The organism is Actinomadura gamaensis, from assembly GCF_042652125.1.
Classification (GTDB): Bacteria; Actinomycetota; Actinomycetes; order Streptosporangiales; family Streptosporangiaceae; genus Spirillospora; species Spirillospora gamaensis.
On record NZ_JBHSIT010000009.1, the window covers coordinates 159,125 to 171,399 of the forward strand.

General features: G+C 74.0%; 8 protein-coding genes. 5 read left to right on the top strand and 3 right to left on the bottom strand.

Annotated elements, in window-relative coordinates:
* Positions 1-149 precede the first annotated feature (149 nt).
* The 4 genes from ACFPCY_RS28855 to ACFPCY_RS28870 all read left to right on the top strand — a co-directional run bounded on the left by ACFPCY_RS28855 (position 150) and on the right by ACFPCY_RS28870 (position 7,738).
* On the top strand, positions 150-992 hold the full coding sequence (locus ACFPCY_RS28855) for a nuclease-related domain-containing protein (protein ID WP_378260162.1): 843 nt from the start codon (positions 150-152) through the stop codon (positions 990-992).
* A gap of 566 nt (positions 993-1,558) precedes the next feature.
* Positions 1,559-3,412 carry a dihydroxy-acid dehydratase gene (gene ilvD / locus ACFPCY_RS28860; protein WP_378260164.1) on the top strand — a complete coding sequence of 618 codons (1,854 nt, stop codon included), beginning with the start codon at positions 1,559-1,561 and terminating at the stop codon, positions 3,410-3,412.
* A gap of 380 nt (positions 3,413-3,792) precedes the next feature.
* Entirely contained in the window at positions 3,793-7,254 is a 3,462-nt protein-coding gene (locus ACFPCY_RS28865) for a S8 family serine peptidase (RefSeq protein ID WP_378260166.1), read from the top strand.
* 127 nt (positions 7,255-7,381) lie between these two features.
* Positions 7,382-7,738, top strand: a complete 357-nt coding sequence (locus tag ACFPCY_RS28870) for a DUF1330 domain-containing protein (protein WP_378260168.1) — start codon at positions 7,382-7,384, stop codon at positions 7,736-7,738.
* A gap of 208 nt (positions 7,739-7,946) precedes the next feature.
* Here the strand turns inward: ACFPCY_RS28870 and ACFPCY_RS28875 are convergent, their stop codons facing one another.
* The 3 genes from ACFPCY_RS28875 to ACFPCY_RS28885 form a co-directional block, all read right to left on the bottom strand.
* Positions 7,947-8,159: an FmdB family zinc ribbon protein gene (locus ACFPCY_RS28875; protein ID WP_378260170.1), complete on the bottom strand. Its 213-nt coding sequence runs from the start codon at positions 8,157-8,159 to the stop codon at positions 7,947-7,949.
* Positions 8,160-8,226: 67 nt separating this feature from the next.
* Positions 8,227-8,736: an HNH endonuclease gene (locus ACFPCY_RS28880; RefSeq protein WP_378260172.1), complete on the bottom strand. Its 510-nt coding sequence runs from the start codon at positions 8,734-8,736 to the stop codon at positions 8,227-8,229.
* 444 nt (positions 8,737-9,180) lie between these two features.
* Positions 9,181-10,026: a hypothetical protein gene (locus ACFPCY_RS28885; protein WP_378260174.1), complete on the bottom strand. Its 846-nt coding sequence runs from the start codon at positions 10,024-10,026 to the stop codon at positions 9,181-9,183.
* Positions 10,027-10,151: 125 nt separating this feature from the next.
* Here ACFPCY_RS28885 and ACFPCY_RS28890 point away from each other — a divergent pair, with 125 nt between their 5' ends.
* The gene (locus tag ACFPCY_RS28890) at positions 10,152-12,227 is read left to right on the top strand and encodes a prolyl oligopeptidase family serine peptidase (protein WP_378260176.1); all 2,076 of its coding nucleotides are present in this window, start codon (positions 10,152-10,154) and stop codon (positions 12,225-12,227) included.
* Positions 12,228-12,275 lie beyond the last annotated feature (48 nt).

A 12,275-nucleotide genomic window follows, 5' to 3' on the forward strand; every position in this document is an offset into this window, starting at 1 on the left:
ATGACCCTACCCGCTCGCCGACTCGGCGAACCCCCCGGAAACAGCGACAAAACTATTAACCCGGCATGACTGGTCCGGGCCCCGCGAACTGATTACTCTGCGCTCGGAGGATCATGCTTCCGGCGCGAAAGGAACACGGAGCGTCATCTATGGCGATCACGGAACGGAGCAACGCGCAGCAGGCCCGCGGCCAGCCCGACCAGGCCGCGGAGCAGCGCCCGCCCGAGGGCGAACCGGTCGCCGACAGGCCCGCCGGTCACGGCCCGGCCGAACGGCCGCCCGGTCCGCGAGGACTGGGCGACAGGCTCGGCGACCCGGCCGTCCGGCAGTGGATCCAGCGCGGCGCGGTCGCGCTGGTGGTGCTGGTGGCGGTCTCGGTCGTCCTCAACGTCAAGCTCGGTCTGGCCGCGGCGGTCCTCGTCGTGGTGGGCGACCTCGTCCGCCGGTCCCGCACCGCCTCCAGCGTGGAGGCGTGGCAGAAGGCGTCGGCGGTCGAGCGTAAGACCGAGCGCCAACTGAAGTCCCTGGAGAAGAACGGGTACCGGGTGCTGCACGCCCGGGCCGTGCCCCGCGACGACGAAGGCGTCAGTGACGGGCGGATCGACCACCTGGTCATCGGCCCGAGCGGGGTGTACGCGATCGACTCCGAGGCGTGGGACAAGCGGCTCCCGGTCCGCACGCTCTCCCACCGCAAGCTCTTCCACGGCCCCTTCAACAAGAAGGACCGCCTGGACGAGACGCGCTGGGAGGCCGACCTGGCCGGGAAGATCATCAGCGAGCAGGTCGGCTTCGAGGTGCCGGTCCAGGGCTCGGTGGCGATCTACGGGCCGTCCATCCCGTGGAAGGTCATGCGGGTCCGCGACGTGGACGTGTACGCGGGGAACCGGGCGCGGGGCTACCTTCGCCGCAGGCCGCGCGTGCTCACCGTCACCGACGTGGAGCGCATCTTCCAGGCGGCGCAGGAGTCGCTGCCGCCGAAGTACCCCGACTGATCGACGCACCGCCCGGGCGGTCCAGCCGGACCGGGCCGCCCACCAGGCTCGACGACGAGTCCCCCGAAGTCTTCTACCACCAGCCCCGAGAGCTCCTACCACCGGCAAGTCCCTCGAAGCCCCCTCCCCGGGCTCGGGACACACCCTTCCCCAGGGCCCGCACGCGCCAGGTCCCGCGCGTGCTCCACGTCACACGCCGACCGCCGGCACGCCCGCTCCCGGTGCCCGCGCGAGCGCCGGGACACGCGCGCTCCCAGTGCCCGCGCGAGCACCGGGACACGCGCGCTCCAGGGCATGGGCGTGCCGTTGGTACGATCGGACGACACCGGCCGGCCGACCCGTTCCCCGGCCCGGCGTCCTCGCGGCGGGCATCCGACGGCGCGCTGGGCGTCCGGGACGTCCGCCACGGCGGAGCGGAACGGATCGGGCACACGGCCCGCGCCGACCGGCGGCAGCGCCGCGCGACCCGCCCCGCTGCGGCCCGAGCCCGGCCCGCGCCCGCCCACCCGCCGCGGACGAGGTCCCCGCTCGCCGTCCACGCTCGTCCACGGTTGGAAGAGGTCTCGATGCCACCGCTCAGGTCACGTACGGTCACCCACGGCAGGAACATGGCGGGCGCGCGCGCCCTCATGCGGGCCAGCGGCGTACAGCGCGAGGACTTCGGCAAGCCGATCGTCGCGGTGGCCAACAGCTTCACCCAGTTCGTCCCCGGCCACGTCCACCTGCGCGAGGTCGGCGACGTCGTCGCGGGCGCGGTCCGCGAGGCGGGCGGCGTGCCGCGCGAGTTCAACACGATCGCGGTCGACGACGGCATCGCGATGGGCCACGACGGCATGCTGTACTCGCTGCCGTCCCGCGAGCTGATCGCCGACGCGGTCGAGTACATGGTCGAGGCGCACCGCGCGGACGCGCTGGTCTGCGTCTCCAACTGCGACAAGATCACGCCGGGCATGCTGCTGGCCGCGCTGCGGCTGAACATCCCGACCGTGTTCGTGTCCGGCGGGCCGATGGAGGCGGGCAAGCCCGTCCAAGGCGTGCACGGCGGCAACAAGCTCGACCTGATCGACCCGATGATCGCCGCCGCGAACGAGTCGGTCAGCGACGCCACCCTCGCCGAGATGGAGGAGAGCGCCTGCCCGACCTGCGGGTCCTGCTCGGGCATGTTCACCGCCAACTCGATGAACTGCCTCACCGAGGCGATCGGGCTGGCGCTGCCCGGCAACGGAACCGTCCTCGCCACCCACACCGCGCGCCGCCGCCTCTACGAGGACGCGGGCCGCACGGTCGTGGAGATCGCCAAGCGGTACTACGACGGGGACGACGCGTCCGTCCTGCCGCTGAACATCGCCACCAAGGACGCGTTCGAGAACGCCATGGTGCTCGACATCGCCATGGGCGGCTCGACGAACACGATCCTGCACCTGCTCGCCGCCGCGGTCGAGGGCCACGTGGACTTCGGGCTCAAGGAGATCGACGAGCTGTCCCGCCGGGTGCCGTGCATCTGCAAGCTCGCGCCCGCGACCGGCAAGTACCACGTCGAGGACTGCCACCGCGCGGGCGGCATCCCGGCGCTGCTCGGCGAGCTCGACCGGGCCGGGCTGCTGCACCGGACGGTCTCCTCCGTCCACTCCGCCTCGCTGACCGAGCACCTCGCCAAGTGGGACGTCCGCTCCCCCGACGTGCTGCCCGAGGCGGTCGAGATGTTCCACGCCGCGCCCGGCGGCGTCCGCACGACCTCGGCGTTCAGCCAGTCCGCGCGGTGGGACGAGCTCGACCTCGACCGCGTGAACGGCTGCATCCGCGACGTCGAGCACGCCTACACCACCGACGGCGGCCTCGCCGTGCTGCGCGGCAACATCGCCGAGGACGGCGCGATCGTCAAGACCGCCGGCGTGGAGGAGGAGCTCTGGACCTTCACCGGCCCCGCCGTCGTCTTCGAGTCGCAGGACGCGGCCGTCGAGGGCATCCTCGGCGGCAGGGTCAAGGAGGGTGACGTGGTCGTCATCCGCTACGAGGGGCCGCGCGGCGGGCCGGGCATGCAGGAGATGCTCTACCCGACGTCCTTCCTCAAGGGCCGCGGCCTCGGCAAGGCGTGCGCGCTGGTCACCGACGGCCGGTTCTCCGGCGGCACGTCCGGGCTCTCGATCGGGCACGCCTCGCCGGAGGCGGCGGCCGGCGGCGTGATCGCGCTCGTCCGGGACGGCGACCGGATCGTCATCGACATCCCGAACCGCGTGCTCCGGCTCGACGTCCCCGACGAGGAGCTGGCCGCGCGCCGCGAGGAGCTGCTGGCCGAGCTGGGCGGCTACCGCCCGCGCGACCGCGACCGCAAGGTCAGCGCCGCCCTCCAGGCGTACGCGGCGATGGCGACGTCCGCGTCCACCGGCGCCGCCCGCGACGTGAGCCTCCTCGCCCGCTGACCTTCGCGCGGGCACGGCCCTCCCGGGCCGCTGACCTTCGCGCGGGCACGGCCCTCCCGGGCCGCTGACCTTCGTGCAGGCACGGCCTCCCAGGCCGCTGACCTTCGCGCGGGCACGGCCCTTCCGGGCCGCTGATCTGCGTGCAGGCACGGATCTGGCCGCTTGGCCTCGCAGGCGACGGCCCTCGCGGGGCGCTTGGCCCAAGCGCGCTCCTGCGGGGGCCGACCTGTGTGCGTTCGATGCCCGTCCGGTTTTTGCCGGGCGGGCGTTGCGCGTTTTGGGATGCGCTCGCGTCGGTGCGCTCGTGGGGGCGGACGGGGGGCGTGAAAGGCGCGGGGGCCAAGGGTCAATACAGGAGAGACCGAACGAAAGGACTCTCCTTGCGACGAATCAGATCAGGCGTGGCGGCGCTCGCGGGCGCGGCCGTCCTCGCCGCCGCGCTGGCGCCGCTCGGCGGCGCGGACGCGCAGGCCGCTCCGGCGCCGGGACGGCAGCCGCTGCCGAGCGGGAAGTCATGGCGGGTCACCCTGTTCACGGGGGACGTGGTGACCGTCCGGACGCGGAAGGGCGCGGTCCCGAGCGTGGGCGTGCGGCCGGGTCCGGACCGGCGCCACGCGATCTTCAGCACGTCCGTCCGCCCGGACGGCCACGTGGTCGTGGTGCCCGGCGACGTGGCGCGGCTGCGCGGACGCGTCGTCGATCCGGCGCTCTTCGACGTCACGACGCTGATCCAGAACGGCCTGGACGACGCGCGCAGCCGCGACCTGCCGCTGATCGTGCAGCGTTCCGGCCGGGCGGTGGCGGCGGCGCTGCCGCAAGGGCGGCGGCTCGCCAGCCTGGACGCGGTGGCCGTCCGGCAGCCGAAGTCAGGTTCGGCGAGGCTCGGGAGCGCGCTCGCCGCCGCGCCCGGCGACGCGTCCCACATCTGGCTCGACCGAACGATCCGAACGACGGCCACGACCCGGACGGCGCCGGTTCCGGTGGCGAAGGCGTCGGTTCCGGTGGCGAAGGCGTCGGTTCCGGTGGCGAAGGCGCCGGGCCTGGACCGGAACCTGGTGCAGGTCGGGGCGCCCGCCGCGTGGAAGGCGGGTGCCACGGGGCGCGGCGTCAAGGTCGCCGTGCTGGACACCGGCGTGGACGCCACGCATCCCGACCTCAAGGGACGGATCGCCGAAAGCGCGAACTTCTCCACATCGCCCGACACCGTCGACCGGTTCGGGCACGGCACGCACGTCGCGTCGATCGTGGCGGGCGGCGGGAACGCGTCCGGCGGGTCCCGCAAGGGCGTCGCGCCGGACGCGAGGCTGCTGGTCGGCAAGGTGCTGAACGACGACGGGCGGGCGCCGGAGTCGCAGATCATCGCGGGCATGGAGTGGGCCGCCGCCCGCGCGAAGATCGTGAACATGAGCCTCGGCGGCGACACGAGCGACGGGACCGACCCGCTGTCGCAGGCCCTCGACGGGCTCTCCCGGCGGCACGGCACGCTGTTCGTCGTCGCGGCGGGCAACGACGGCGCGATCGGCGCGATCAACACGCCCGGATCGGCCGACACCGCGCTCACCGTGGGCGCGGTGGACGGCTCCGACCGGCTCGCGGACTTCTCCAGCCGGGGCCCGCGCCCCGGCCGGACCGCCGCCAAGCCCGAGATCGTCGCGCCGGGCGTGGACATCGTCGCCGACCGCGCCGCCGGGACGTCCATGGGCCGGATCATCTCGGCCCGGTACACCGCCGCGAGCGGCACGTCCATGGCCACCCCGCACGTCGCGGGCGCGGCGGCGCTGGTCGCGCAGCGGCACCCGGACTGGGGTCCGGACCGGCTCAAGGCCGCTCTCGTCGGGTCGGCCGCTCCGGCGAAGGACCGCGACGCCTACGAGGCCGGGGCCGGACGCCTCGACGCGGGCGCGGCCGTGACGGCGCCGCTGCTGTCGCTCCAGGGCGTCCCGCATCTGGGCACGTCGTCGTTCCCGGCGCATCCGGCATTGGGGACGAAGCTGGCGTGGAGCGCGCCGTCCACGGCGGTGACGGCGAACCTGTCCGTCGAGGTCACCGACCGGACGGGCCACCCGGTCGCCGGGGCCGCGAAGCTGTCGGCGACGCGGCTCGCGGTCCCGGCCGGTGGGACGGCGACGGCGCAGCTGACCGTCCGCGTGACCCGTCCGGGCCTCTACACGGCCGAGGTGATCGCCTCGGCCGGCGGACGCACCGCGCGGACGCCCGTCACGTTCGTCGTCGAGCCGCCCAGCCATACCGTGACCGTGGTCGGGAAGCCGATCCCCGGTACGTCCGAGAACGGGTACAGCGGGTCGGCGTCGGTGGTGAACCTCGACGACGTCGCGCTGTTCGCGCAGGCCGTGGACGCCCCGGCCGACGGCGGCGGTGACGGCGGCGGCGGTGGCGGTGGCGGTGGCGGTGGCGGTGGCGGTGGCGGTGGCGGTGGCGGCAAGGTCCGCGTGCCGGACGGCCGGTACAGCGTCGTCGGCGTCCTGTACGACTTCCGGTCGGACCGCACCACGCGGATGGCCCTCACCGGAACGCCCGAGATCACCGTGGACCGGGACCTCACCGTCACGCTGGACGGCGCGGCGGCGCGGCCGTTCGGCGCGAGCGTCCAGGGCACCGCGACGAAGACCGCGATGTCGTCGCTGTCGGTGGTCCGGTCGTTCCGGCAGGGGATCATCGCGGACGGCGTCTACACCGCGGACGCCCTGCCCGGGCAGGCGCTCGCCCAGCCGATGCCGGGCCGCGTCACGACCGGGTCCATCGCCACGACCACCGGGTTCCGGCTGACCGCTCCGGGCACGGTGTACGACCTGTTCTACCCCCGTCCCGGCGGCGTGCCCGCCGACGCGTCGCACGTCGTCACGCCCGCCGAGGTCGCGAGGATGGCCCGCATCGACCAGCGCTTCGCGGCCGTGGACGGTGACACCTCGAAGCCGGTTTCGGACGTCCGGTACGGCCTGGCTCCGGGCGCGCCGCTGTTCGCCGGATTCCAGGCCGGATCGGACGTCCCGTCCGGCACGACGCGCACCGACTACGTCAGCGCCGGCCCCGGCGTCCTCTGGATGCACGAGGCGTTCCCGAAGGCCGTCGCGGACGGCCAGTGGGGCGATCTGGGCGACTTCTCCGAGCCGAAGCCCGGAGCCCGCACCGCCGAGTCGTGGGGCCGCCAGCCGTTCCGTCCCGGCCCGTACTCGGCGACGCGCCACTCCGAGAGCGGCTGCACGCCGACGCCGTCCGTCCGGACGAGCGGGAACGTGCACGTCCAGATGGTGGACCTCCAGGTGCGGCCGGACGGCTTCGACTGCGACCTGATCCCGGCGCTGAAGCACACCATGACGCTCAGCGAGGGCACGCGCCGCGTCGGCCAGGCCTCGGCGGCGACGGCCGACTTCTCCGTCCCGGCTCGGCCCGCGACGTTCACGCTGCGCTACGACACCGACTCGTCGTCCGTCCTGCCGATCTCACCCCGGACGTCCACGACCTGGACGTTCCGGTCGGGCGTCCCGTCGGGGTCGTCGTCCGAACGGCTGCCGCTGCTGCTGGTCGACTACGACCTGGGCCTCGACCTGCGCAACCAGCCGACCGGCGCGCCCGCGACGTTCACCGTCGCGCGGCTCGCGGGCTCCGCGCGCGGCACGGTGACGGGCATGACGGTCGAGACGTCCGTGGACGGCGGCAGGACGTGGCACGCGTCGGCCGTGCGCGCGCTCGGCGGCGGACGGTTCTCCGCCCCGCTTCCGAAGCCGGGCGCGGGCGGATCGCTCTCGCTCCGCGTGACCGCCCGCGACTCGGGCGGCGGCTCCGTCCGGCAGGAGATCGCCTCGGCCTACCGGCTGCGCTGAACCGCTTCCCTCCGGGGTAGGCGATGGCATTACGTCCGAGGTCATCGCCCACCCCGGCCGGCACGGGCCAGACTGAAGATCGTCAACCGGACGCAACGGGCGTCCGGAGGATCCTGAGGAGCACGAGATGCCCGCCGCCTACGCCATCGCCCGCATGTTCCCCCCGGCGCGCCTCCACGACGACGTCCTGGAGTACCTGGAGCGCATCCAGGAGACCCTCGACCCGTTCGGCGGCCGGTTCCTCGTGCACGGGGGCGTCCCGGACGTCAAGGAGGGCGAGTTCCCCGGCGTCCTGGTGATCGTCGGCTTCCCGGACGCGGCCGCCGCCTACGGGTGGTACGAGTCGGACGCCTACGCGGAGATCCTCGCCAAGCGCGCCGACCACATCCCGAGCGACCTGTTCATCGTCGAGGGCGTGGACGCGGACTACGACATCAGCAAGACCGCGGCCGAACTGCGCAGGCAGCGCGACAGCGCCGAGTGACGGCGCAGGGTGACGGCGCAGGGTGACGGCGCAGGGTGACGGCGCAGGGTGACGGCGCAGGGTGACGGCGCCGAGTGACGGCGCCGAGTGACGGCGCAGGGTGACGGCGCCGAGCGCCACTACCGAGTGGCGCCGGAGCGATGCCGGTGGGACGGCACGGCTGAAGGGCCCCGGACACTCGTCCGGGGCCCGGTCCGTTCCGTCCGGGTCAGGAGCAGCAGCCCCCGCCGCAGCAGCCCCCGCCACCGCTCGCGCGCGGGGCGGGCGCGGACGCCTGCCCCGTCACGGCGACGGTGGACAGCAGCTTGACGGTGTCGTCGTGGCCCGCCGGGCAGGGGGCCGGGTCGGACGCCTGGATCATCGGGCGCGAGACCTCGAAGGTCGATCCGCACGCGCGGCAGCGATAGTCATACCGTGGCACGCGACCAGGATACGTGCGGACGCGACCCGGCACGGGACCGGCGGAGCGGGACGGGCGGCCACGCCGGTCAGGCGGCCGGTTCGGTGACGTAGGGAGCCCACTGCGGGTCGCCGTCCGGGACGATGCCGATGAGCCGCCAGTGCGCGCCGCGCGGTACGCCGGGCGTGATCGGGAGCGTCCAGCCGAGTTCCTCCAGCAGCCGGTCGGCCTTGCGGTGGTTGCAGGTCCGGCAGGAGGCGACGCAGTTCTCCCAGACGTGCTTGCCGCCGCGGCTGCGCGGGTGCACGTGGTCGATGGTCTCGGCGCGGCGGCCGCAGTAGACGCAGCGGAAGTTGTCGCGGCGCATGAGCGCCGTGCGCGTCAGCGGGACGCGGGTGCGGAAAGGGATGCGCACGTACCGGCGCAGCCGGATCACCGACGGGATCTCCACCGTCATGGCGGCGGAGTGGAGGACGGCGCCGGAGACGTCCTGGTGGACGATCTCGGCCTTGTCCCGGAGGACGAGGACGACGGCGCGGCGGAGCGGAAGGGTCGTGAGGGGTTCGTAGGTCGCGTTGAGGAGCAGGACCTGACGCATCAGACGGCCTCCGCCGGGTCGAGCGCAGCCGTCGCGGTGGGATCGGTCGTTCGTTTCTTCGCCTCGGCGGGCGCACGACTCGCGCGCGCCCCGACCCGAGGCCCGAGTATCGTCTCCGGCACCTGTGCACCCGCCATGAGGACCTCCCCAGGGGCGTTTCCGGTCCGTCCGTTACCAGTCCGCCGGCCACCGCCCGGCCCGGGGGACGAGCGAGCGGTGGAAGCCGACCGTGACGGCCGGCCCGCAATCAGTGTGGCCCCTGAGCTGGCCGCCCGCTACCCCCTTTAATCCCCATGAACGCGGCGGTTCGAACGGCGCCGGCGGTGAACGTGCCGAAAAAATCCCGCCGCCGCGGGGACTCCGGCGGAACCGGCCGGACCGGCCCGGGACGGATCGGACGGCCGATGTCGCTCGTCCGATCCGTCCAGCGCGGGCACCGTCCGATCAGTTCTTCGGAGCGGCGGGCGCCGCGGGCGCGCCGGGCGCGGCCGGAGCCGCGGGCGCGTTCGGCGCGGCGGGCGCGGCCTGAGCCTTCGGGGCAGCCTGAGCCTTGGGCGCGGCCTGGGCCTTCGGCGCGCCCTGAGCCTTGGGCGCGGCCGGAGCCTTCGGCGCTGCTGGGGCCTTCTGCGAGGCGGGCGATGCGGGAGTCTTCGGCGCGGCCGGAGCCGCGGGCGCCGCGGGCGCGGCCGGAGCCTCCGGCGAGGCGGCGGGCGCGTTCGGATCGGCGGGTGAAGCGGGCGCGTTCGGATCGGCGGGTTGCTCCGGAGCGGTGGCGGGCGCCTCCGGCGCGGCGGGTGGGTTCGGAGCGGTGGCCGCGTCGCGGCCGGTCGCCGGAGCGCCGCCCGCCGGGGCCTGCGCCTCGGCCTGCTGCCAGGTGACCCGGCCGTTGATCTGGACGCTGCCGCTGGTGGAGGACGGGACGGCGGCGGTCAGCTCGCCCTTCGCCGTCGCCCCGGCCTTGAGCTCGCCGTACGAGCAGCGGATCGCCGAGTCGTCCGACTTGCACTGCGAGGAGACCTTGGCGACCTTGAGCTGCGGTGTCAGCCGGTGCGTGAGGACGACGTTGTTCACGCTCTCGCCGCCGACGTTGCGGATCGTCCACTTCCAGGTCACCGCGTCGCCCGAATGGGCGATCTCCGGAGCGGAGTAGGAGAACTGGACCTTCCCGGCCGGCGCGGGCGCGGCCTGGCCGGCCTGCGCGGCCTGCGCGGCGAGCGCGGCGGCCAGCAGCGAGGCGCCGAGCACCGTCCCGCCCAGGGCCGTGCGGCGTACGGCGATGGTCTTCTTCATGTGCAACCCCCGACTGGAGTACTGTCTGATCACCAAACGTTCTACCGATGTCACCGCGCGTATACACCTTGTGACACCCCATGATCTTGGGATCGGGTTCCGGTCCGGATGAATACAGTGCTCGCATGAGCCGACCGCAGTACCCTTCCGCGCCACGCCAGGACGTCGCCGACGACCTGCACGGCCACCGCGTCCCCGACCCGTACCGATGGCTGGAGGACGCCGCCTCCGACGACACCGCCAAGTGGCTTTCGGCGCAGGACGACCTGTTCCACCAGGTGGTGGACGGCCTGCCCGGACGCGACCGGCTGCGCGCGCGGCTCGGGGAGCTGCTCGGCGCGGGCAGCGTCGGCTCCCCGGTGTGGCGCGGCGCCCGGCGGTTCTTCACCCGGCGCACCGCCGACCAGGAGCACCCCGTCCTGTACACCGTGGACCCGGACGGCTCGGAGCGGGTGCTCGTCGACCCGACCGCGCTCGACCCGTCCGGCACGACGACGCTCGACGGCTGGCAGCCGGACAAGGAGGGGCGGCTGCTGGCGTACAAGGTCTCGCACGGCGGCGACGAGGAGTCCCTGCTGCACGTGCTGGACGTGGCGTCCGGCGAGCGCGTCGAGGGTCCGATCGACCGCACCCGCAACTCCGTGGTCGCGTGGCTGCCCGGCGGGGAGGCCTACTACTACGTGCGGCGGCTCGCGCCCGGTGACGTCCCGTCCGGCGAGGAGCAGTTCCACCGGCGCGTCTACCTGCACCGCGTCGGCGCCGATCCGGACACCGACGTGCTCGTGTTCGGCGACGGGCTCGACAAGACGAACTACTACGGCGTCGGCGTCAGCCGCGACGGCCGCTGGCTCACGGTCACCGCGTCCGCCGGGACCGCGCCGCGCAACGACCTGTGGATCGCCGACCTGGCCGCCGGGCCGCTGGAGAGCCCGGAGTTCCGGCCCGTCCAGGTGGGCGTGGACGCCGGGACGTCCCTGCACGTCGGACGCGACGGACGCGCCTACGTGTTCACCGACCGGGACGCGCCGCGCTCGCGCGTGTGCGTGACCGACCCGTCCGACCCGTCCTACGGGAACTGGCGCGACCTCGTCCCCGAGGACCCGGAGGCCGTGCTCACCGACTTCGCGATCCTGGACGACCTGGACCGGCCGGTCCTGCTCGCGGGCTGGACCCGGCACGCGATCAGCGAGATCACCGTCCACGACCTGGAGACCGGCGAGCGCGTCGGCGAGGTCCCGCTGCCCGGCCTCGGCTCGATCGGCGGCATCGTCGAGCGTCCCGAGGGCGGCCACGAGGCGTGGTTCGGCTACACCGACAACGTCACGCCCTCGTCGGTGCTGCACTACAACGCGCTGACGGGCCAGACGCACGTGTGGGCGTCCGCGCCCGGCACCGTCGAGGTCCCCGAGATCGAGACCCGGCAGGTCACCTACGCCTCGAAGGACGGCACGGACGTCCGGATGCTGGTGATCTCCCGCCCGGACGCCGCCGGCCCGCGCCCCGCCGTCCTCTACGGCTACGGCGGTTTCAACGTCTCCCTCACCCCGGCCTACTCGGCGTCCATCCTCGCCTGGGTCGAGGCGGGCGGCGTGTACGCGGTCGCGAACCTGCGCGGCGGGTCCGAGGAGGGCGAGGACTGGCACCGCGCCGGGATGCGCGACCGCAAGCAGAACGTCTTCGACGACTTCCACGCCGCCGCCGAGCGCCTCATCGCGGACGGCCTGACCACCCCGTCCCAGCTCGCGATCTCCGGGGGCTCGAACGGCGGCCTGCTGGTCGGCGCCGCCCTGACGCAGCGCCCCGACCTCTACCGCGCCGTCGTCTGCTCGGCGCCGCTGCTCGACATGGTCCGCTACGAGAAGTTCGGGATCGGCCAGATCTGGAACGACGAGTTCGGCTCCGCCGGCAAGCCGGACGAGCTGGAGTGGCTGCTCGCCTACTCGCCGTACCACCACGTCCGCGAGGGCGTCGAGTACCCGGCCGTCCTGTTCACGGTGTTCGACAGTGACAGCCGCGTGGACCCGCTGCACGCCCGCAAGATGTGCGCCGCGCTCCAGCACGCGACGTCGTCCGACCGGCCCGTCCTCCTGCGCCGCGAGTCCGATGTGGGCCACGCCGCGCGGTCCGTCACCCGCTCCACCGCGCTGATGACCGACACCCTCTCGTTCCTCGCGCACCAGACGGGTCTGGCTCTGACCTGAGCTTTCGGGCCGAGGGCTCGCCCCTCGGCCCGAAAACCGTGGCGGGCG

Coding starts and splice junctions, on each gene's coding strand:
- ACFPCY_RS28855 (WP_378260162.1), top strand. CDS start 150: ATGGCGATCACGGAACGGAGCAACGCGCAGCAGGCCCGCGGCCAGCCC.
- ilvD (WP_378260164.1), top strand. CDS start 1,559: ATGCCACCGCTCAGGTCACGTACGGTCACCCACGGCAGGAACATGGCG.
- ACFPCY_RS28870 (WP_378260168.1), top strand. CDS start 7,382: ATGCCCGCCGCCTACGCCATCGCCCGCATGTTCCCCCCGGCGCGCCTC.
- ACFPCY_RS28880 (WP_378260172.1), bottom strand. CDS start 8,736: ATGCGTCAGGTCCTGCTCCTCAACGCGACCTACGAACCCCTCACGACC.
- ACFPCY_RS28885 (WP_378260174.1), bottom strand. CDS start 10,026: ATGAAGAAGACCATCGCCGTACGCCGCACGGCCCTGGGCGGGACGGTG.
- ACFPCY_RS28890 (WP_378260176.1), top strand. CDS start 10,152: ATGAGCCGACCGCAGTACCCTTCCGCGCCACGCCAGGACGTCGCCGAC.